This is a genomic window from Rhizobium sp. 05L429 (assembly GCF_056397645.1).
This window is the reverse complement of the sequence record NZ_JBFTNV010000009.1, coordinates 178,534-200,554: the sequence shown is the minus strand read 5'-3', so window position 1 is coordinate 200,554 and position 22,021 is coordinate 178,534. Positions and strand designations below refer to the sequence as shown.

The 22,021-nt window shown below is 60.0% G+C and carries 14 protein-coding genes; 2 read left to right on the top strand and 12 right to left on the bottom strand.

All coding sequences use genetic code 11. The features are described from left to right. The first annotated feature begins 160 nt into the window (after nucleotides 1–160). Entirely contained in the window at nucleotides 161–1,924 is a 1,764-nt protein-coding gene (locus AC1DNW_RS12360) for a glucan ABC transporter ATP-binding protein/ permease (RefSeq protein ID WP_113311996.1), read from the top strand. A 125-nt stretch (nucleotides 1,925–2,049) separates the two neighbouring features. Here AC1DNW_RS12360 and AC1DNW_RS12355 read toward each other — a convergent pair whose 3' ends face one another. Beyond that, nucleotides 2,050–2,289, bottom strand: coding sequence for a hypothetical protein (locus tag AC1DNW_RS12355; RefSeq protein WP_113300753.1), 240 nt, complete (start codon nucleotides 2,287–2,289; stop codon nucleotides 2,050–2,052). 185 nt (nucleotides 2,290–2,474) lie between these two features. Beyond that, on the bottom strand, nucleotides 2,475–3,245 hold the full coding sequence (locus tag AC1DNW_RS12350) for an FAA hydrolase family protein (protein WP_113311995.1): 771 nt from the start codon (nucleotides 3,243–3,245) through the stop codon (nucleotides 2,475–2,477). 203 nt (nucleotides 3,246–3,448) lie between these two features. Here AC1DNW_RS12350 and AC1DNW_RS12345 point away from each other — a divergent pair, with 203 nt between their 5' ends. Next, nucleotides 3,449–4,414 carry a magnesium and cobalt transport protein CorA gene (locus AC1DNW_RS12345; protein WP_477852842.1) on the top strand — a complete coding sequence of 322 codons (966 nt, stop codon included), beginning with the start codon at nucleotides 3,449–3,451 and terminating at the stop codon, nucleotides 4,412–4,414. 93 nt (nucleotides 4,415–4,507) lie between these two features. Here AC1DNW_RS12345 and AC1DNW_RS12340 read toward each other — a convergent pair whose 3' ends face one another. The 10 genes from AC1DNW_RS12340 to AC1DNW_RS12295 form a co-directional block, all read right to left on the bottom strand. Further along, nucleotides 4,508–5,731, bottom strand: a complete 1,224-nt coding sequence (locus AC1DNW_RS12340) for an OpgC domain-containing protein (protein ID WP_113311993.1) — start codon at nucleotides 5,729–5,731, stop codon at nucleotides 4,508–4,510. Nucleotides 5,732–5,830: 99 nt separating this feature from the next. Continuing rightward, entirely contained in the window at nucleotides 5,831–14,350 is an 8,520-nt protein-coding gene (locus tag AC1DNW_RS12335; RefSeq protein ID WP_477852840.1) for a glycoside hydrolase family 94 protein, read from the bottom strand. A 539-nt stretch (nucleotides 14,351–14,889) separates the two neighbouring features. Then, nucleotides 14,890–15,054 (bottom strand): hypothetical protein, encoded by a 165-nt coding sequence (locus AC1DNW_RS12330; protein ID WP_477852839.1) that lies wholly within the window; start codon nucleotides 15,052–15,054, stop codon nucleotides 14,890–14,892. Nucleotides 15,055–15,183: 129 nt separating this feature from the next. Next, nucleotides 15,184–15,372 (bottom strand): hypothetical protein, encoded by a 189-nt coding sequence (locus tag AC1DNW_RS12325; protein ID WP_113311991.1) that lies wholly within the window; start codon nucleotides 15,370–15,372, stop codon nucleotides 15,184–15,186. Between the two features lie 162 nt (nucleotides 15,373–15,534). Continuing rightward, nucleotides 15,535–16,284 carry an ABC transporter ATP-binding protein gene (locus tag AC1DNW_RS12320; protein WP_113311990.1) on the bottom strand — a complete coding sequence of 250 codons (750 nt, stop codon included), beginning with the start codon at nucleotides 16,282–16,284 and terminating at the stop codon, nucleotides 15,535–15,537. Beyond that, nucleotides 16,281–17,114 (bottom strand): ABC transporter ATP-binding protein, encoded by an 834-nt coding sequence (locus AC1DNW_RS12315; RefSeq protein WP_113311989.1) that lies wholly within the window; start codon nucleotides 17,112–17,114, stop codon nucleotides 16,281–16,283. The genes AC1DNW_RS12320 and AC1DNW_RS12315 overlap by 4 nt, the downstream gene beginning before the upstream one ends. Next, entirely contained in the window at nucleotides 17,111–18,046 is a 936-nt protein-coding gene (locus tag AC1DNW_RS12310; protein WP_113300761.1) for an ABC transporter permease, read from the bottom strand. The genes AC1DNW_RS12315 and AC1DNW_RS12310 overlap by 4 nt, the downstream gene beginning before the upstream one ends. Then, nucleotides 18,043–19,110 (bottom strand): ABC transporter permease, encoded by a 1,068-nt coding sequence (locus AC1DNW_RS12305; RefSeq protein ID WP_113300762.1) that lies wholly within the window; start codon nucleotides 19,108–19,110, stop codon nucleotides 18,043–18,045. Before AC1DNW_RS12305 ends, AC1DNW_RS12310 begins: the two co-directional genes overlap by 4 nt. A 21-nt stretch (nucleotides 19,111–19,131) precedes the next feature. Next, the gene (locus AC1DNW_RS12300; RefSeq protein WP_477852836.1) at nucleotides 19,132–20,772 is read right to left on the bottom strand and encodes an ABC transporter substrate-binding protein; all 1,641 of its coding nucleotides are present in this window, start codon (nucleotides 20,770–20,772) and stop codon (nucleotides 19,132–19,134) included. Nucleotides 20,773–20,817: 45 nt separating this feature from the next. Continuing rightward, nucleotides 20,818–21,876: a dipeptidase gene (locus AC1DNW_RS12295; protein ID WP_477852835.1), complete on the bottom strand. Its 1,059-nt coding sequence runs from the start codon at nucleotides 21,874–21,876 to the stop codon at nucleotides 20,818–20,820. Between the last annotated feature and the right edge of the window lie 145 nt (nucleotides 21,877–22,021).

Sequence of the window (22,021 nt, the reverse complement as noted above, 5' to 3'; positions counted from 1 at the left end):
TTTCAAAACCATGGTCATTTATCGCACTTTACGATCGCGCCAGACACGCGAATTTCGAAGCCGGATTCCAAAACTGAATATCCTGTTAATCGTCGGTTCAGGTAGATTTTCGTAGCATCGCACCATCCCGTTTTTCGCAGATGCAAAAAGAGGTTCCGACGTGTCATTATTCAAGGTCTATGCAAGGGCTCTGCGCTATCTCGGCGCCTACAAGCTCCGCGTATCCCTCGTCGTTATCGCGAACATCGTATTGGCGGCCATTACCATCGCCGAGCCGATCCTGTTCGGCCGTATCATCGATGCGATTTCCGGCAAGGGCGAGGTCAAGCCAATCCTCATGATGTGGGCCGCCTTTGCGGTCTTCAACACCATTGCCTTCGTCCTCGTGGCACGCGAAGCCGACAGGCTGGCCCATGGCCGTCGCGCGACGCTTCTGACGGAGGCGTTCGGCCGTATCATCTCCATGCCGCTCGCCTGGCACCAGCAGCGGGGTACGTCCAATGCGCTGCACACGCTGCTGCGCGCCTGCGAAACCCTGTTCGGCCTGTGGCTGGAGTTCATGCGCAACCATCTTTCGACGGTTATTGCGCTTGGCCTGCTCATCCCGACCGCCATGTCCATGGATCTGCGTCTCTCCGCGGTCCTGATCGTGCTCGGTATTGCCTACTGGCTCATCGGCCGTGTGGTCATGAGCCGAACCAAGGACGGCCAGGCTTCGGTCGAAAACCACTATCATACCGTCTTCGGCCACGTCAGCGATTCCATCAGCAACGTCTCGGTGCTGCATAGCTATAACCGCATCGATGCCGAGACACGTGCGCTGAAGTCCTTCGCCGACCGTCTGCTGCAGGCGCAGTATCCGGTGCTCGACTGGTGGGCAATTGCCAGTGCGCTGAACCGCATGGCTTCGACGATCGCCATGATGATCGTGCTCGTCATCGGCACCTTGCTTGTCCAGAATGGCGAACTGCGCGTCGGCGACGTCATCGCCTTCATCGGCTTCGCCAATCTGCTGATCGCCCGCCTGGACCTGATGCGCCAGTTCGCCACGCAGATCTTCGAGGCCCGTTCCAAGCTCGTAGACTTCTACGCCCTGGAGGATTCCGTTCGGGAGCGCGAAGAGCCGGCCGGCAACGGCGAGATCAAGGACGTCAAGGGCGACGTCGAGTTCAGTGACGTTTCCTTCGGCTTCGCCAATAGCTCGCAGGGGCTGCACAACGTCTCCTTCAAGGTGAAGGCTGGCCAGACGGTTGCCATCGTCGGCCCGACCGGTGCCGGCAAGACGACGCTCGTCAACCTGCTCCAGCGCGTCTATGATCCGCAGGGTGGCAAGATCCTCGTCGACGGTACGGATATCAGCAAGGTCACGCGCAAGTCGCTGCGCCGCTATATCGCCACCGTCTTCCAGGATGCCGGCCTTCTGAACCGCTCGATCAGCGACAACATCCGCCTCGGCCGCGAGAATGCCTCGGAAGAGGATATGCGCCGCGCCGCCGAAGCCGCCGCCGCGTCCGACTTCATCGAAAACCGCGACGAGCAGTACGACACGCATGTCGGCGAACGCGGCAACAAGCTCTCCGGCGGTGAACGCCAGCGTATCGCGATCGCCCGCGCCATTCTCAAGGATGCGCCGATCCTGGTGCTGGACGAAGCGACCTCCGCGCTCGACGTCGAGACCGAAGCCCGCGTCAAGGCCGCGATCGACAACCTGCGCCAGAACCGCACGACCTTCATCATCGCTCACCGTCTCTCGACGGTCCGCGAGGCGGATATGGTGCTGTTCCTCGACAATGGCCGCATCGTCGAGCATGGCAGCTTCGATGAACTGAGCCACTCCAATGGTCGCTTCGCCGCCCTGCTGCGCGCCAGCGGCATCCTGACGGACGACGAAGTCCGCAAGGCCCATACGACCGAAGCCGCCTGATCGGCGTCGCAAGAACACGATGAAAAGCCGGAAGGGCACCGCTCTTCCGGCTTTTTTGTTGCGTGGGTTTGCCTGTGGATCGCCGTGGGCAGGCCCGCTTGTCATTCTCGGCAAGAAGCGATCCTCTAAGCCGCTTCCGTATAGACCAGATCAGGCGCAAGGATCCATTCGCCCTGTTTGAGCGACATGACATCCAGCCTGCCGCGGCCGTCTCTGGCGGCAACGCCGACAAAGCGATAGCGGCCACCGTTCCGGTCGATGACCACGGCAGAAATCGGTTTGCCGCGAAAATGACCGACGACAGGGCCTTCTGCCTTTGCGATGGCGAGCAGGAAATATTCGTGAGGGACGTTCCTGCTGACCATCAGCCACGCCCCTCGCGCCGGATGGCCAAGCCGACAGTCGTCTTCGTCCCTCCCTGCATCGCGGCATCCCGAGGATTGGCTTCAACCGGAGCMAGTTTGCGGCAAAACGGTTTCGTCCTCTTGATCTCGACAATGAATGGCTTTCGCTGCGGCCTCATAATCTGTCCTTCCGTTTGAAATGCATGTCACTTAAAGATGCATTCGACCTGTCCAAGTGGTCCGAAATCGGCCGCCAGATGTTGGCCGGGCCAGACCTGAAGGATGGTCGTGCACGATCCCGTCGCGACGATATCGTTGACTTGAAGCTGGCTGCCGTTCGCCGAAAGCTGGTCCGCCAGCCACACGACGGCATTGAGCGGATTGCCCATGACCGAGGCCGATCTCCCGGCAAAGACCGTCTGCTTGAACAGGAAGGTAGTGATGTCGATGCCGGCGAGATCAGCTGATGTCATCGCACCGGCATGATCACCGCAGATGGTTGCGACATGCAGACCGAAATCGGCAATCGCTGCTCTGTCTCCCGTGAAGACCCGCCGCGTGCGCCGTCCGAGGATGCCGATAGCAGGGCGGCAATTGAGCACCGCGTCGGCGGCAGTGGTGAGGTTGATCGGCTCGCCAGCGTCCGGATAGGACCGCAGCATCGTGAAGACCAGTTCGCACTGGACACCAATCGTGCCCTGCGGCAGCCGGAATTCCTTCGTGCCTGCAAACAGCGCGGAGGCGGGAATGTCGGAATAAATCGGTCTTGCAAGACCGAGAGTGCGGCGCGATTCCTCGCTCGTTCCGACAAGCGCATAACCCTTGCGTTCGAAACCCAGCGCGTCCTGCGCAGTCGCCTGTATGTCATAGGCCTCGCGATCGGAGGAAATCAGGTCGAGCGGCAGATCGCAGAGTTCGTTGTGCCGACGGCTTTTGGCAAGGATATCTGCTGTGGCATCCTTGAGTTCGAAGTACATCCTCGTGCTCCCTATCATTGGCGTTGCCTTTGGGAGCAAAAATGGATCGACACACGTAGCCATTCCATTCGTGATGGGCGGCTAAAAAATCAAAATCTCATAGTGATGCGCGAGGTCTTGTCGTTCCGGCCTGGGGCTGCACATTCCTCCTGGAGCGCCGCGAGATGACCGGGATCGCAGACGCATGATCGAGCGGAGTGTAAATGAGCATTGTTGCCTCGTACTTGTACCGCGATGGTCAGCGGGCAGGATCCTTCGACATCGAAACCGGCACCGTACCAGCGGGAAAAAACGAGTTTGTCTGGGTCGGCCTCCACGATCCGGAGGAGCGAGAACTTTTTGCTCTGCAGAAAACCTTCAGTCTCCATCATCTGGCGGTAGAGGATGCCCTGAACCCCAGCCAGGTTCCGAAGCTCGATATCTACGACAAGCAGCTCTTCCTCATCACCAAAACCGCCCATCTGGAGGACGACGCTATCGAATATGGCGAGACAGCGATCTTCGTCGGTGACAATCATGTCATCACCGTCAGGCACGGTTCCGATCGCGGTCATGGCGCCCTTCGCAAACAGCTCGAAGCCGCACCCGAGACGCTCAAGAACGGTCCCGACTATGTGCTTCACGGCGTGCTGGATTTCATCGTCGACGGCTATCTTCCTATCGTCCAGGCGATCGAGGATCGGGTGCTGGAGATGGAACGGCGAATGCTGGATGCCTTCCTCAGCCGCGAGCAAATCAAGAGGCTCTTCCAGTTGAGGCGCCRGATTATCCGCTTCCAACGCGTACTCKGACCCATGTCGGAAGTGTGCGGGAAGCTGGTCCATCTCGATCTGCCCTGCATCGATAGCGAGACGCGAAAATATTTCCGAGACGTGAACGATCACATCAGGCGCGTCGAAACCACGACTGGCGGGCTGAAGGACGTCATCACCTCAGTCTTCGAAGCCAGCAATCTATTKGAACAGCAGCGGCAAGGCGTGATCACTCGCCAGCTCGCAGCCTGGGCTGCCATTGCGGCAGTGCCGACCGCCATCGCAGGCATCTACGGCATGAACTTCGCCAACATGCCCGAACTGAAGACGGAATACGGCTATTACGTCGTCATCACCGTCATTTTAGGCCTGTGCAGCATCCTCTTCTGGCGATTCAGAAAATCAGGCTGGCTGTAAAGTTTGTACAATCAAAAGCCGGGCCCGCGCATAAAAGGAAAGCCGGCTGCCTCCTCGGCCGCCAGCTTAACAATATCGTAAAGATGTCGTTGCCTATTGACGCTTGCCCTGGCTATCCATCGCGCGATTGACGCGAACCGGCACCGGAACGGCACCGCCGGCGAGAGGCCGAGCCTTCTCCTGCTCACGTTTATCTTCCAGGTAATAGGCATAGGCGAACTGTGCCGCGATGCCGACAAGTACGAAGATCGGGCCGATGATCTGGTCGCGATTGGTGATGTAGAGCAGTACCTGCCCGGCCATCGCAAGGATGGTGCCGGCGACGAAGATGTTCAGCGAGTGCCTGCCGAGGATCGTCAATGGGTGATCGGCCGGGCGGCGAAAAGCCTGCGATACGACAGGAATATTGATCACCAGATAGGCGAGCGCCAGCACATGCAACAAGCGTGGCAGCGACAGGAAGGTCTTGTCGAAACCGGTCAGCACCGCAGGCAGGCCGAGAGCTGCAAGATAATTTCCGAGATCCCAGAGGCGAGCCGTAACCCAGACAAACGAAAGCACGACATAGGCCAGTGCCAGCGCGAAAAGCAGCGGATGCCGGGGAAGCGTGCCGCCACGCTTGACATGCATCATCGAGACGATGCCGATCGTGAACAGGAACTGCCAGGAGAAGGGATTGAGGAACCAGTCTCCCTCGAACAGCATGTTCTGCGGCGCAATCTGGTAGATGCCCGCAAGCAGCCAGACCGTACCGGAGACGGCAAGCGCCAGCAGCGTGCTTCTCTCGTTCAGAAGCAGGATCAACGGCACCATCAGCATGAGCGCGCCGTACATGGGCAGGATATTGTTGTAGCCGATCTGATGACCGAGCAGGAGCAGCGCCGGAATGCCCTCCTTCAGATTCATAAGCACCGCCAGAATGTTGATCTCGACCAACAACCCCGGCCGGTGGAACAGCCAGGCCCCGCAGATGAAGAGCGCCAGCGTCACGAAGGTGGTGATCATATGAGCGAGGTAGAGCGTGAAAGCACGCTTTGCCGCCTTGATCGCCATCTCCAGCCGCTTGCCCGCCTTGAAGCGCGAGCCGTAAGCAAGGCCGACCGCAATGCCCGAGATCAGCACGAAGGCTTCCGCGGCGTCCGAAAAGCCGAAGTTCTTCGTCGTAATATATTCGAAAATCTGCCCCGGAACGTGATTGATGAAGATCGTGATGAGAGCAAGACCACGAATCACATCAAGCCTCGTGTCACGCTTGGACGCCGCCACTGATATGGAGTTTCGTTGGGCGCCAATGGCTTTGGTCGGCATACCTGCCATGGTGTCTCTCCTGTTATCCGTTTTGCAAACGCTACGCCGGCCAAAAGGGTTCCCCCTTTGGCCGCGCGAATCGCCGGAAAGTCAGCTTGGAGATTGCTGTTATCCGACCGGATATCCCTCGTGGGGATTGGCGACTTCGATGCCGTCGATTGACAGAGTGTAACCGTCAGCATTGGACGCTTTTGAGACCGAAATGCGGTATTTGCGTCCACCGCGTTCGATCTCTGCCGCAAACCCGTCCCAATTGGAAGGAAGCGACGGGCGAACGTATAGTTTTCCACCCTTTAGCCGGATACCGAGAATGCCTTCTACCGCCGCGCGGTAGAGCCAGCCGGCGGAGCCCGTGTACCAGGTCCAGCCGCCGCGCCCGACATAGGGCTCGTGTCCGTAGACATCGGCCGCCACGACATAGGGCTCGACGCGGTACCGTTCGGCTGCCGCCTTGTCCAGCGAATGGGTGATCGGATTGAGGATCTGGAAGCAACGCAGGGCATCATCACCGCGTTTCAATTCGGCCAGCGCCATGACCAGCCAGGCCGAGGCATGTGTGTATTGGCCGCCATTCTCGCGAACGCCGGGCGGGTAGGCCTTGATATAGCCGGGATCCCTGGGCGACTTCTCGAAAGGCGGCGTGAAGAGCCGGATGATCCGCGCGTCTTCATCCACCAACTGATCGAGCGCCGCATCCATCGCCTTGGTAACTCGCTCTGGATCGCCTTCGCCTGACAGGACGCTCCAGGACTGAGCGATCGAATCGATCTGGCATTCCAGACTTTCCTTCGAGCCGAGCAGCGTGCCGTCGTCGAATGTGCCGCGGCGATAATAGCCACCATCCCAGGCCGCGCTCCCAAGCGCTTTCTTGAGCTCGACGAGATGCATCTTCCAGCGCTCGGCGCGGTCCTTGTCGCCCCGCTCCTCAGCATAAGGAATGAAGGAGCGCAGCGCGCCGGCAAGGAACCAGCCGAGCCAGACACTCGTGCCCTTGCCGTCGATGCCGACGCGATTCATCCCGTCATTCCAGTCACCGCCGAGAAAGAGCGGCAGGCCGTTCGTTCCCTTGCGGCCAATGGCAAGATCGAGCGCCAGCGCGGCATGCTCGTAGACGCTCGCCGTATCCTCGGAAATCTCGGGCTTATAGAAGGAATCATGCTGGCTTTCCAAAAGAGCCGGGCCTTCGAGGAAGGCCAGCTGCTCGTCGAGCACGCTCTTGTCGCCGCTGACGTTGCAATAATGATCGATCGCATAGGCGAGCCACACGACATCGTCGGAAATCATGGTGCGCACGCCGGCGCCCGTTCCCGGCAGCCACCAGTGCTGCACGTCGCCCTCCCGGAACTGGCGCGAGGCGGCATTGATGATTTGGCCTCGCGCGATGTCTGGCTGCTGCAGCACGAAGGCGAGCGTATCCTGCAACTGATCCCGGAAGCCGAAGGCGCCGCTCGCCTGATAAAAGGCGGTGCGGGCCATGATGCGGCAGCCGAGGCTCTGGTAGGGCAGCCAGGTGTTGACGAGATTGTTCATGCCGTGATCCGGCGTCGAGATCTGCAGCTTGCCGATGAATTCCTGCCAGAAGCCCCGGTTCGCCTGTACTGCCTCATCGAACGAGCCTTTTCGAATATCGGCAAGCAGGGCGCGCGCCTCCTCTTCTGTGGGCGCATCACCCAAGAGGAAAGTGACCTCGTGCTCTTMGTCGGCACCGAGCTCGATATCGATCGCAAGGATAGCTGCCGGATCGCCGTCGAGGTCCGCGGAGCCCGAAAGAGCAGCTGCTGCAGTCACTGCGACAGGCGCCTCAATCGTTCCGGTTTTGCCGATGAACTCGCGACGGCTTGCCGAGAAGCTCGAAATCGGCTCGCTTGCGGCAAAGAAGGCAGTTCGGCCCGAATAGTCGATACTGTAGGGATTTGTCGCAAACAACGCCCCTGTCTCCTCGTCACGTTTCGACAGGATGAAGGAAGCGGTCTTCTGTGGATTATTCCCAAGGATCCATTCGACATAGGCGTAGAGCCGGAGCTTGCGGCTTGCCGAACCGGCATTGCGCAGGCGCAGCCGCTGCAGCTTTACCGGCTTCTCGCGATGCACCGTCTGCGTCACTTCCAGCACGATCCCGTCCTGCGTGCTGGAGAAGGTAGAGTAGCCGAGACCGTGGCGTGCTTCGAAACGAATGTCGTTGCGGCGGGAAAGCGCTGCAAATGGCGTCATGATCGCACCGCTTTCGCGATCCGCTATATAGAGGGCTTCGCCGGAACGGTTGATGACTGCATCGTTCGACCAGGGGGTAAGCTGGTAATCGCGCGAATTGACGCTCCAGGTGAAACCGGCACCTTCCGCCGACACATGGAAGCCGAACCGGTCGTTCGAGATGACATTGATCCATGGCTGCGGCGTCGCGTGTCCGCCCGGCAGGCGCACGACATATTCGCGGCCGTCGCGGGCAAAGCCACCGATGCCATTCCAGAAGTCGAGATCGCCTTCCTCCTCGATGGCAACGGTCTGGATAGCCGGCGCCGACAGAGGCTGTAAGCGCTTGACTGGCGTCATCGCGCGCTCGGCCCTGTCGGCGTCCTCCGGTTCTTCCTTGACGGGCGTAGACAGCATGAGGGCGCGATTGATCTGATCGATCACCTTGCCATTCTTGGCATGCAGCGTCACGCGCGAAGCGGCGATCAGCGCCTGATAGGTGCTGTCTTCCATCAAGTCCTTGCGGACCGCGAAGATATGCTGGCGCAGCCCGTCAGCCTGGCCCATGCGGCGCACGCCCTCGCACATGGCGTCGAGCGCGTGCTGCATATCCTGTGCATAGGAAGAGGCCCGTTCGTTCATGATAACGAGATCTGCAGTCACGCCGCGTGAACGCAGATATTCCTGTGCCAGCAGTGCTTCACGGGCGATTCCGAGATCCATGTCGTCATCGATGCGCAGCGTGAAGATCGGGAAATCGCCCGAAATCGCCAGTGGCCAGAGCGCCGACTGCGACTGCAGGCCAGTCCGGACGACACCATCGTCGCCACGAAGCTGCATGTCGGGATAGACAAGGTAGCGGCCGAGATGCTGGAAGGCGGCCGCCTGTCGTGAGCTGACACCGACATGGCGCATCTGCACCTGGGTGCGCGTCCAGGCCTGCACGAGTTCGTGGCTGAAAGCGTCCGGATGGCGATAACGGTCGACGGCCTTGTMCACCTCGGCACGATCAGGTGCTGCGATCGTCCAGAAGATCACGCTGACCCTCTTGCCGGCCGGCACGCGCACCCTGCGGCGAAGCGACAGGACGGGATCCAGCGTAAAGCCGTCGGTGCCTGAAAGAGTCATGCCTGGATCGAAGGCGGCGGCGTTCGCAAGGCTGCGGCCACGGCCGAGAAACTTGCGCCGCTCGGTTTCGAATTCCGTGTGGCGCGTATCGCCGGCATTGTCGACGATCAAATGCGCGATGTTCATGTTCGCCTCGTTCGGATCGCGCTTGTTACGCTCGGCGCGGACGACGTCGCCACGCTTGTCGATCTCCGTCCTGACGAACATGCGGGCGAAAGCCGGATGCGCATTGTCCGTATCGTCGGATGTTATGACCGGCTCGAGGTAGGAGGTCACTTCAATGAAACGGTCTTCCGCGCCCATATTGAACAGTGTCAGGCGGCGGGCTTCGGCATCATGCTCGGTGGCGACGATGCATTCGACCTCGCTCATGAGATCGCCGAGTACCTTGCTGAAGACGGCCTTCTCGTCAGCGAATTCCACCCAGGTCTTTTCGCCGTCGACGCTCTTCGGTTCCGCGGTTGCCGACCACCACTCGTGGGTCACCGTATCGCGCAGGAAAATGAAATTGCCCCAGCGGTCTTCGGTAGGATCGGGCTTCCAGCGGGAAACGGAAAGACCGTTCCAGCGGGCATAACCCGCCCCCGTCGCCGTCAGCATCAGGGAATAGTGGCCGTTCGACAGGAAAACGAGCTCACGGTCGCGCGATGCAGGATCGGCGATCTTGCGGATGACAGGCCGCATCAATTCGTCCTGGATGCTGGCGGGCGTATCGGATTCATCCTTGCCGCTCATCACCGGGATGTCGCGCGGCGCTTTTTCCTGTAGCAGCAGTTCGGCCGCTTCGATGACCGGATCGGCGTGGAAGAGTTCGCGCAACATGCCGTCGAAGGCGACGTTGGCGACAGCCGCAATCGACATGCCATGGTGGTGGGCATAGTAGTTGTAGACCACTGCACACTTCTTGCCGTCAGGTACGCGTGTCGGCGTGAAGTCGACGGCGTCATGAAAGCCGAACTTGCCGAGAGTACCGAGCTCGCGAAGCCTCTGGAGGTTTTCAAGMGAAGCCTCCGGACGATACTGGCTGGCGAGCAGCGAGGCATAGGGCGCGATGACGGCATTGTGGCCGAGACCGCGCTTAAGGCCGAGCGTCGGTACACCGAAATTCGTGTACTGATAGTTGAGGTTATGGTCGCGGGCATTGAAAGCCGCTTCCGAGATGCCCCACGGCGTACCAAGCTTGCGGGCATGATTCATCTGTTCGATGATGACGAGATTATTGGTCTGGTTGAGAATGCCTCCGCCGCGCTCCTGCATGACGAGCGGCGGCATCAGATATTCGAACATCGAGCCGGACCAGGAGACCAGTGCCCCGCGCGAGCCGACCGGCACGACCTGGCGACCAAGCTTGTACCAATGCTCGGTCGGCAGGTCGCCCTTGGCGATACCGAAGAGCGAGGTAAGCCGGCATTCTGAAGCCAGAAGATCGTAGCAGGCCGCGTCGAGCTCGCCGCTTTCCACACGGTAGCCGATCGACAGCAGGCGGCGCTCCGGGCGGTACAGGAAGGCGAAATCCATTGAAAACGCCAGATCGCGGGCCTTGTCGCGAAGCGCGGCCAGGCGGGGGCGCAGCGCATCGATATTGGAAAGGTCGAAGGTACTATCGGAAATGTGTGCCTCGCAGACCTTGACCAGCGAGGCCGCCCACAACGTGACCTCTTCCGTCTGCTTCGACTTCACCTCGTGATGCAGGTTGCCTGCAAGGTTCTGGATGTCGCGCGCCAGGACCGCAAGGTTGATGACACGGATCGAGGCAAACTCGTGCTCGCGCTTGACGGCGGCAAGTGCATTCTGGAAGCCGGCGATACGCTCTTCGAGACGGCGGCGCAACGGCCGCACGGTCTTGCGGTCGTCAGGCAGGTCGGCCAGAACTTCATCGAGAATGCCGGCCGTGTCGCCAACGCCGTCGAGGTTGCCCTGGACATGTGCCGAGGGTGCTTCCGCCCAGTCGCGGCAAGCTGAAGAAATGGCAATCAGGTGGCCGGCGAGATTGCCGCTGTCGACCGCCGAAACGTAGCGGGGCCCCAGCGTCTGCAGCGTATCGGTGTGATACCAGTTGAAGAGGTGGCCGCGGAACTTTTCCATACGGTCGACCGTGGCAATAGTCTGCTCCAGGCGCTCGATCGTCTCCTCGAAGGAGAACCAGCCGAAATGACGCCCGGAAATGACGGACAGGAGATAGACGCCAATATTTGTGGGCGAAGTACGCGCCGCTACGATGACATGGGGCGTTTCCTGCACGTTGTCAGGCGGCAGGTAGTTCTGCTCCGCCGTCGTGAAGATTTCGAAGTAGCGCCAGGTGCGGCGCGCGATCTTTCGCAACTCGCTGGAGACGTCATCCGGCACGTCAAGACGATCTTCAGTTTCGGCCGACTGGCTTACATACCAGGCGACGGCGGGCGAAAGGATCCAGAGCAACGCGAAAGGAATGCCGACGAGGAAGGCGTCGTTACCTGACAGCGCCGCGAAACCTATCGCCAGGACCGCAAGGACCGGCGCATGCCACATCGCTCCATAATAGGAGAAAATGGTGCCCTGCTTGCCCGCCTGGACGCTGGCCGCGGTACGCCACTGGAGCATCAGCTTGTGGCTGACGAACAGGCGATACAGCGAACGGCTGATCGCATCCGTCATCATGCAGACAGTGTCGGCGATGAAGATGATACGCAACGCCACCTGCGCATTGGCGGCCGTGATATCCAACCAGACGTTATGGAGATGAGCGCTGGCAACAATATCGCTGCTACGCGGAATGATGCCATTGATGAGCGACAGGGTGGGCGCCACGAACAGGCAGAAGATCAGCAGAATCTGCCAGATCAGCGCGCCGAACGGCTCCATCAGATACCAGCCGAGCACGGAAGCGAAGAACCAGGCGATCGGTGTCAGCGACCGGCGCAAATTGTCGAACATCTTCCAGCGGCCGAGCGCGGTGACGCCGGATTTCGGATTGAGCATATAGGGCAGGAGCTGCCAGTCGCCGCGGGCCCAGCGATGCTGCCGCGAGGTCTCGACCTCATAGCGGACCGGGAAGTCTTCGACGAGTTCGAGATCGGTGACGAGCGCGCAGCGCGCCATCGAGCCTTCGAGAAGGTCGTGGCTGAGCACCGAATTCTCCTCAATGCGACCTTTCAGCGAAGCCTCGAAGGCATCGACGTGATAGAGGCCCTTGCCGGTGAACGTGCCCTCGCCGGCAAGATCCTGATAGACATCCGAAACCGTGAAGACATAGGGGTCGAGACCGCGGTTGATTGAAAAGACGCGCTGGAAGACCGACGCATCCTTGCCCGTCGTCAGCGACGGCGTCACCCGCGGCTGCAGAATGCCATAACCGCTTTCGACTCGACCAGTTTCCGGGTTGATGACCGGGCGGTTGATCGGGTGATAGAGCTTGCCGACGAGCTTGGTGACGGTATCGCGCATCAGGCGGGTATCGGCATCGAGCGTCATGACGTACTTGATATCGGCAGGCACGGTATTGGCGCCTGGCAGGTAGGTCGTGTCGCGGTCGCCGCGCAGCAGCAGGTTCAGCTCGTGGAGTTTGCCGCGCTTGCGCTCCCAGCCCATCCATACGCCTTCGGATGGATTGTAGAGGCGGCGGCGATGCAGAAGATGGAAGCGCGCCCTGCCGTCATAGGCATAACGGGCTGAGAGATTGGCAACCTCGCGGCGCGCATATTCCAGCACTTCCAGATCAGCGGAGCTTTCCTCCACATCGCTGTCGGGCCAGTCGCTGAGCAACGCAAAGTGGATTTCGCCGCGCGGATTGGCGAGATAATGGACCTCGAGATTGCGCACCATCTCGTCCACGCTGTCGCGATTGGAAATCAGACAAGGCACGACGACGAGCGTGCGCGCATCCTCCGGCACACCCCGCTTGAACTCATAGCCGACGAGCCGCGCCGGCGTGACGAAGAAGGAGAGCACGGTATTGAAGAGGCCGCTCGCACCTTCCGAGGCCGGCAAAGAGAACAGGATGAGCAGCAGGGCGATTTCAATCGGTGCCATTCCGGCATTGGCCATGAACCCGCCGACAACAGCCATGGCGATGATGGTGATCAGCGCGACCGGAACGGCGATCGCCATCCAATTGAACTTGCGTACGGCGCGGACGACATGCTGCGGCAATGTTGGGCGGTAATTCGCGCGCGCTTCGAGTTTCAGACGTTGAGCACCCGTAATGAAGCCGCCGATATCAGGCTCATGCGGTTGCGCCTCGCCGGAATGCCTGACCTCAGCCACCATGTCGACGGCGAGCTGGGCGATTTGCACCTCGCTCAACGGCGAGCGCCTGGCGAGCTTTTCGATCTGTCTGCGATAGCTGTTGCGCGAACCGGAGTCGAGGTCGCCGTAGTCGGACTGATCCCAGAGCAGCCTGTCGACATGGCTGACCTGCTCGACCCAGACCGACCATTCCGCATCGTTGATCTCCCGCAGACTGCGGATGATGTTGCCCATCGTGACATTGCCGGCGGAGAGGCGGCTATGCTCCGCCATCGTCACTTCTTCGCTATCACGCCCGAGCTTTTCTAAGCGCTCGTCKAGCCAGGAGATCGCCAAGCTCGATGTCTGCGAGCCGTCACGCATGCGATAGAGGAATTGGGTCGAGAAGGTGTTGTCCTCGGCAAGCTCCTCCAGCGTCTTCAGGTAGGCCGCAGCCTTTGCCGTGTCGGCAAGGCGCACCAGTTCATCGGCCGCCTCATTGGCACGGCGACGCATATGGCGGCTACGCTCGACGCGGCTCGAAATACGGCGAAGGTTTTCAACCAGCACGTAGCGCACCAGAGACGGCAGCGCCCAGAGCTCACCGATCTTGAGAGTTTCGTGCTGTTGGAAACCCTCAACCAGCGTAGTCAGGCTTTCCTGCGACATGGTGCCGTGGGTATGGGCAACATAGAGCCAGGCAAGCACGAGTGTTCGCGGGACGTCGACACCGCCAACCTTCATCAGCGGCAGCTCGAGGTAGAATCGGCGCGGGAAGTCGCGGCGGACTTCCTGAATTGCTTCCTCGACGATGTAATGGTTGTCGAGCAGCCATTCGGCGGCTGGCGTGATCGTCTCTCCGGCCTCGACGTCGGTCGCGGTCGTGCGATAGACGCGCAGGATTTCCTTCTCATTCTCCTTGTGGCGCGCAAAGAAATCGAACGGTGCGAAGCCTGGCAGTTCACTCACGGTGCGACAGGCGACGCTTTCACCCATGACCCTGATGTCCTCGTTGGACAGGTAGGTCGAACGGATCGAGTCACTATGGTCGATCTGCTTCTTCTCGGGCGCGCGCGACAGGCTCGGAGACGGACTGGAAATGGCCATGGGTTCGGTTCTGGATCCAAAAAAACACTATGATTTTAGCTAGGTTCTGCACTGCTTGTGATGACTCTCGCATGAACAGACCAGTCATCCTCGAAGCCCGGGAAAAGCGAGATAAACGGACGGTCGGCGCGCTTTGTAGCAACGGACAGACCCGTTTCGGACGTGAATTTTCGAATGGTCGTGGTTGCCCGAGCCCCTGCGAAGCCATTCAGAAAAGTTGGACACATCAGCGATAATTCAAGTGAAAGGATCCGTTTCCGCGCTCTAGATCAGCCKCATGAAAAGGCCCATGGACGATATCCATGCGCCTGAACGGCGTTCCCGGCGTCATCAACGCCTCACGCCTAGATTTCGTGATGGGTAAGATTGCATGGAACAGATAGAGAAGGATGAGGACCGGGATCGGATACCGATCGGCCAAAGTAGGGTACCCCCGCAAGGCCACTCTCCTTATGTGAACACCAAAGCGTCAGGAGAATGCCGGCGCACTCCAATTGTTCCGTATGGAGAAATAATCGATCAAATGAAGGTCGTTGGTCTCAGCCGACGACGCCACACACCATTGCGACGACGAAAAGAAATGCCGCCGTGAAAATCGTTGCGTGGACCGCGGTCTGGATTTTGTGCCGCGTGGTGACCGGCTTCTTGGCCGGCACGGATCMGTACTGGTGCACATGAGTATGCGAAATACCCAGATTTGCCATGTGTCGCCTCCGTCTGTTTGTTTGCGGCCGGACTGCCAGCTCGCATTCTTATTCTTATTCTCTATAAGGTAGGTAGAGATAAATTTCCGTCCAGAGCAGACGGAAGAGAAAATCCACCCAGGCTTTCGCTCAGCAGAGCGTACGCCATGCCCAGATCCAGGAACGCTCGGCGGCGTTTTCGCCCTGGGGTGCATTAGGGGATGTTTCGATCAATCGGCGATCTTTTTCCGCCGGAATGGTGACGGAGGCAGTTTCCCTCCGCTCGGCCTTAATAGGCGGATCGAGGTAACCCATGGTCATCCCACCGAGAAAGAACATGCCTCAACCTCCATCGATCACGAAAGCTAACGGTCGTTAACGGGATCATGACAGAACCAAGGCAGCTGTCAATAGTCTAGTCGAATGGTCGTCTTTTAGGGAATCATTATCCTTAACGCCGTCGCTGCGCGAGATTTTTCAAAGGCTTGAAAACACTGGCTTTCAAGCTTTCACGAAACCTTTGCTGGCCACCATCAAATTTCGCGTGTAGTCCTCGTGAACGCTCCCGGCGGCAAGTTCGGCCGAGGTCAACCGTTCAACGACGGCACCGCCGCGCATCACCGCAAGCCTCTCGCACATGTGGGTGATGACCCCGAGATCGTGGCTGACCATAACGAAGGTGAGTTTCCGGTCCCGCCGAATCTGCTCCAGAAGATTGAGAACCTCTGCCTGGACGGAGGCATCGAGCGCCGAAGTCGGCTCATCGAGCAGCAGGATCGACGGTTCGACGATGAGAGCGCGGGCAATCGCCACACGCTGCCGTTGGCCACCGGAAAGCTGGTGCGGATAGCGGAAGCGGAAGCCGTTGCCGAGGCCGACTTCATCGAGCGCGCGGGCTATACGCTTCTCGCTGTCGCCGATAGCGTGGATGGCAAGCGGCTCCAGAAGCAGCCGATCAATGGTCTGACGCGGATGCAAAGAGCCATAAGGGTCCTGGAAAACCATCTGCACGCTCCGGTAGAAGCTTTTGCTGCGCTTGGAACCTTTAAGCACCTCACCATGGATGTGGATCGCCCCCTCGCTAACAGGTGCAAGCCCGGCAACGGTGCGCAGCAGCGTCGACTTGCCCGAGCCGGACTCGCCGACGAGACCGAAGGACTCACCGCCTTCAATCGAAACGCTCACATCCTTCAAGGCATGGAAATGGTCGTAGACGACGCCGAGATGGTCGACGGATAGAGCTGTGCTCATGCTGCCCACTCCGGCTTGCGGTCGAGAACCGGCAAAGGATGGCGGTTTTGGCCGATCTGCGGCATGCAATTGAGCAAGCCCTGCGTATAGGGATGCTTCGCATTGTGAAGCTCGGACGCGGCTATCTCTTCAACGATGCGGCCGGCATACATGACGATGACGCGGTCGCAGAAAGAGGAGACGAGCCTCAGATCATGGGAAACGAAGATCAGCCCCATGCCGCGTTCGGACACCAGCCGATCCATGATCCTGAGCACATCGAGCTGAACCGTAACGTCGAGCGCCGAAGTAGGCTCGTCGGCGATCAAAAGCTCCGGCCCGGCGATCAGCATCATGGCGATCATTGCGCGCTGGCCCATGCCGCCCGAAACCTCATGCGGATAGAGATCGAACACACGCTTGGGATCGCGGATCTGCACCGCTTCCAGCATGTCGAGCGCGCGGTCTTGCGCCTCGCCTCTGCCGACCCTCTCATGCGTGCGTAGCGTCTCGCAGATCTGCTTGCCGATGGTCATGACGGGATCGAGCGAATATTTCGGATCCTGCAGGATCATGGCGATGCGTTTTCCGCGCAGCTTGCGCCGCTCCGAGGCTGATGCCTTCGTCAGATCGAGGCCACTAAAATCCAGCGTGTCGGCGGTGACAACAGCGTGTTTCGGCGTCAGCCCCATTATGGCGCGGCCGGTCTGCGACTTGCCGGAGCCAGATTCGCCGACGATGCCGAGACGCTCCTTGCCGAGCGTGAAGGAGACGCCGCGCACGGCCTCGATGACGCCAGTGCGGGTCGGATAGCTGACGCGAAGGTTGTCGACGGTCAGAAGCGAACTCATTGGCCGGCCTCCTTCGGATCGAGCGCATCGCGCAGGCCGTCGCCCAGAAGGTTGAAGCCGAGGCTGACGACGAGGATGGCGATGCCGGGCATGGCGGCGACCCACCATTGGTCGAGGATGAAGCGGCGGCCGGAAGCGATCATCGCACCCCATTCCGGCAACGGCGGTTGTGCGCCGAGACCAAGGAAACCGAGGCCGGCCGCTGTCAGGATGATGCCCGCCATGTCGAGCGTCACGCGCACGATCAGCGAGGAGATGCAGAGCGGCATGACGTGCCGGACGATGATTCGTAGCGGCGAAGCCCCCATCAGCTTGACCGCCGAGATATAGTCGGACCGCCGGACGGTCAGCGTCTCGGCGCGGGCGATGCGCGCATAAGGCGGCCAGGAGGTGATGGCGATGGCGATGATGGCATTCTGGATGCCGGGGCCGAGGGCCGCGACGAAGGCAAGCGCCAGCACGAGCTTCGGAAAGGCAAGGAAGATATCGGTAATGCGCATCAGCGTCGCATCCACCCATCCGCCGGTATAGCCCGATACCGTACCGACGATGAGGCCGACCGGCGCAGAGATGACGGCGACCAGCACCACGACGAGCAGCGTCAGCCGCGAGCCATAGACCAGACGCGAGAAGATGTCGCGGCCCTGATCGTCGGTGCCGAGCAGGTAGCCGGTGCTGCCGGGCGGCAACAGGCGCGCATTCTTGAGATCGCCGACAACGGGATTGTGCGTGGCGATGACATTGGCAAAGGCGGCAATCAACAGCAGCGCCACGATGATCAGCAGGCCGACGACGGCGAGCCGGTTCGCAGTAAATTGCCGCCAGGTGATATAGGCGCGGCCCAGCCGGGCCTGCATGCGCGACTGCGGCCGATCGGACAGCAACCACTCGCGGCGGCTCAGGGGCATGGAAGGCGTGGTCGGAACCGTCATCGGTTTCGCGTCCTCGGGTCGAGTATCCGATAGAGAAGATCGGAGATAAGGTTGATGCCGACAAAGACCGTGCCGATGACGATCGTCCCGCCGAGCACGGCGTTCATATCGGCGTTTTGCAGCGAGTTGGTGATGTAAAGGCCGATGCCGGGCCAGGAGAAGACCGTCTCCGTCAGCACCGAGCCCTCAAGCAGGCCGGCATAGGAAAGCGCGATGACGGTCACGAGCGGCACCGCCGCGTTCCGCAAGGCATGGCCCCAGATCACCCGCGTCTCCGACAGGCCCTTGGCGCGGGCTGCCACCACATATTCCTGCGACAGCTCGTTCAGCATGAAGCTGCGGGTCATGCGGCTGATATAGGCGAGCGAGAAATAGCCAAGCAGCGAGGCCGGCAGGATGATGTGTCGGAAGACGTCATAGAAGACATCCCACTGCCCCTGCCACGCGCTGTCGAGGAGATAGAAACCGGTGACCGGCGTGAAACTGTATTCATAAACGATATCGATACGGCCGGGAAAGGCCACCCAACGCAGCTGCGCGTAGAAGATGACGAGCGAAATCAGCGCAAGCCAGAAGATCGGCACCGAATAGCCGACAAGACCGACGACACGCACAACCTGGTCGGCAATGCTGCCGCGGCGAACGGCGGCGAGCACGCCAAGCGGCACGCCGATGATGGAACCGATGATCGTGCCGACGGTGGCAAGCTCCAGAGTCGCCGGGAAAACGCGGCGAATATCGACCATGACCGGATTGGTGGTCAGGACGGAATTGCCGAAATCGCCCGATAGAATGCCTTTCAGATAGATGTAGAACTGTTCGTAGAGCGGTAGGTCGAAGCCCATCTCCCGGCGAACACGTTCCACGACATGGGTCGGCGCGCGATCGCCGAGAATGGCGAGCACGGGATCGATCGGCACGACTCGGCCGATGAAGAAAGTGACGGCCAGAAGACCGAGATAGGTGGTAGCGGCGGCGAAGAGGAAACGCCCCAGCGCCTTCGCAAAGGAGAGTGCACGGCCCTTGCGGGGCCGCGCTTCCTGTCTTGTTTCAATGATGCTCACGGGATCAGCCTGGCTGGCTCATCACTTCGCGATCGGGCCTACATAGTTCGTGTCGAAGCTAGGCCCCAGCTTGAAGTCGTTAAGGCTCTTGCGATAGCCGGCCACTTCGATCTGTTGGAAGATGATGACGAAGGGGCTGTTGGCCAGGAACTTCTTCTGGACATCCTCATACATGGCAGCGCGCTTGGCGGCGTCACGCTCGAGCAGGGCAGCCTTCGTCTCCTTGTCAAGCTCGGGCGCTTCCCACGTATTGCGCCATGCTAGCGTCTTCACCGTGCCCGCGTCGGAATTGTCCGGGTTGGAGGTAAAAGTATCGGCGTTTGAGTTCGGATCGAAATAGTCCGATCCCCACTGGCCGATATACATGTCGTGGGTGCGGGCGCGGAACTTCGTCAGCGTCTGCTTGCCGTCGCCGGGGATGATTTCCATTTTCACGCCGGCCTGGGCGAGCGTCTGCTGGATGGATTCGGCAATGCCGGTGACCGGCTGGGTGTTGCGTACATCCATAGTGACGGAGAAGCCATCCGGCAGGCCAGCCTTGGCAAGCAATTCCTTCGCCTTGGCGACGTCGAGCTTGTAAGGCGTGTCGTTCAGCGCACCGAGCTGACCGGTCGGCAGGAAAGTCTGATGGATCTCGCCGACGCCCTTGATGAGGGTTGCGCCGATCGCATCGTAATCGACCAGATACTTGAAGGCTTCCTGGACCTCAGGCTTCTTCAGGTTCTCGTTCTTGCTGTTGAGGCYGACGTAATAGACCGTGCTCTTCGGTGCGCTGGTGGTCGCCAGATCCTCATTCTTGGAAACGGCGTCGAGATCACCAGGCTCGAGGTTGCGGGCGATATCGATATCACCGGCCTCCAGCGCCAGGCGCTGGGCAGAGCTTTCCTTCATGTAGCGGTAGATGACGCGGTTAAGCTTCGCCTTATCGCCGTAATAATTGTCGTTACGCTCCAGGACGACGACTTCGTTGGCGCGCCACTCACGCAGCTTGTAGGTACCGGAGCCGGCATAACCCGTCTTCAGCCATTCATTGCCGAAATCGTTGTCGTACTTGTGGTCGGCATCGACGGTCACCGGCTTCACGTGATCGAGAACCAGCTTCTTGTCGACGACGGAGGCAACGGTTGCTGTCAGGCAATTCAGCACGAAGCTCGGCGCATAAGGCTTGTCGACGGTGAAGGTGAAGGTGGCCGGATCGACAGCCTTTGCCTTTTCGGTCACGTTGTCGCCGGTCAGGCCGAATTGGGTGAGAATGAAGGCTGGGCTCTTGTCGAGCTTGACGGCGCGTTCGAAGGACCAGGCAACGTCTTCGGCGGTGATCGGGTTGCCGGAAGCAAACTTCAGGTCCGGTTTCAGCTTGAATGTATAAGTCAGGCCGTCATCGGAAACGGTCCAGCTGTCGGCGAGGTCGCCCTTGATCTTCGACGTATCGTTCATGTCGAGACGAACGAGCAGACTATAGGTGTTGCTGGTAACCTCAGCTGTCGAAAGCTCGAAAGCCTCGCCCGGATCCATCGAGATGATATCGTCGATGGCAAAACCTTCGACGAGCGTATCCTTCGGCGTCTCTGCAAAGGCAGCAGGTGCCGCCACCATCAGGAGCGAAAGGGCAGCCCCGGCGGAAAGAAGGCGGAAGCTGCGGTTCAGTTTGGTAATCATCATGGTCTGTTCCCCTGTTTTTGATTGATTACAAAGTGTTATTTGGTTTCAGACGTCCTCTTCCCTCCACGCCGAAGCCAGGATGCGAAGCCAGTTTTCGCTGGCCATCTTCGCCAGTTCCTCCCCACCATAGCCAGCTTGCCGAAGAGCGACAATCAGCTTTTGATTACCGGCAGCATCGCCGATTTCCTCCGGAATGGTAGCGCCGTCGAAGTCCGAACCGAGCGCCACGCAATCGATTCCGACCCGGTTCACGAGGTAGTCGATATGCCTGACCATGTCGGAAAGCGGCGTGGYGACGTCGGAACGGCCGTCCGCCCGYAACATCGCGGTGGCATAATTCACGCCGACGAGACCGCGGCTTTCGCGGATCGCATCGAGCTGCCTGTCGGTGAGGTTGCGCGCGACCGGTGTCAGCGCATGGACGTTGGAATGGCTTGCCACGAGCGGCTGGTCGCTCGTCTTCGCTACGTCCCAGAAACCCTTTTCGGTGATATGGGCGAGGTCGATCATGATGCCGAGACGGTTGCACTCGCGCACCAGCGCGAACCCGGCCTCCGTCAGGCCAGGCGCCGTATCCGGCGAGCTTGGGAAGGCGAAGGGCACGCCATGGCCGAAAATATTGTGGCGGCTCCAGACTGGGCCGAGCGAGCGCAGGCCGGCCGCATGGAAGACTTCGAGCGCAGCAAGATCGGCGCCGATCGGCTCGCAGCCTTCGATATGCATGACGGCAGCGAAAATGCCCTCCGCCATCGCCTTGCGGATGTCCTTCACCGAGCGGCAGAGCCGCCAGGCACCGGCACGGTCGAGCCTGAGCGCGATCGCTGCCATTTCTGTGCCGATCGCAAGCGACGGCAGTGGATCGAGAGGAGCGGCAAGCCGCGTCGCGTAATGGCCGTTCGCATCGGGATCGGCAAAGACCAGATCGCCCGATGGAATATAGATGGCGCAGAGGCCGCCCGCCAGACCACCCGCCTTCGCACGGGGAGCATCTATATGGCCTGCCGTCGTGCCGTTGGCGAATTCCGCAATCGGATCGCTTCCGTCTTTCGCATGTGTCCAGAGCCGAAGGAGAACGTCGTTGTGGCCGTCGAATACGAGTTGCATTTGTCTTCCTGCGCTGCCCGAACGGGCGGGTCGAAGCGGCAAGAATAGAAAAGCTGACAGAAAGCGCCACCTATTTTTTCACCTATGCGCAATATGGATGCACTGCAATTTCTTGATGCAGAAAGTGGTGAAATCGGCAATGTCT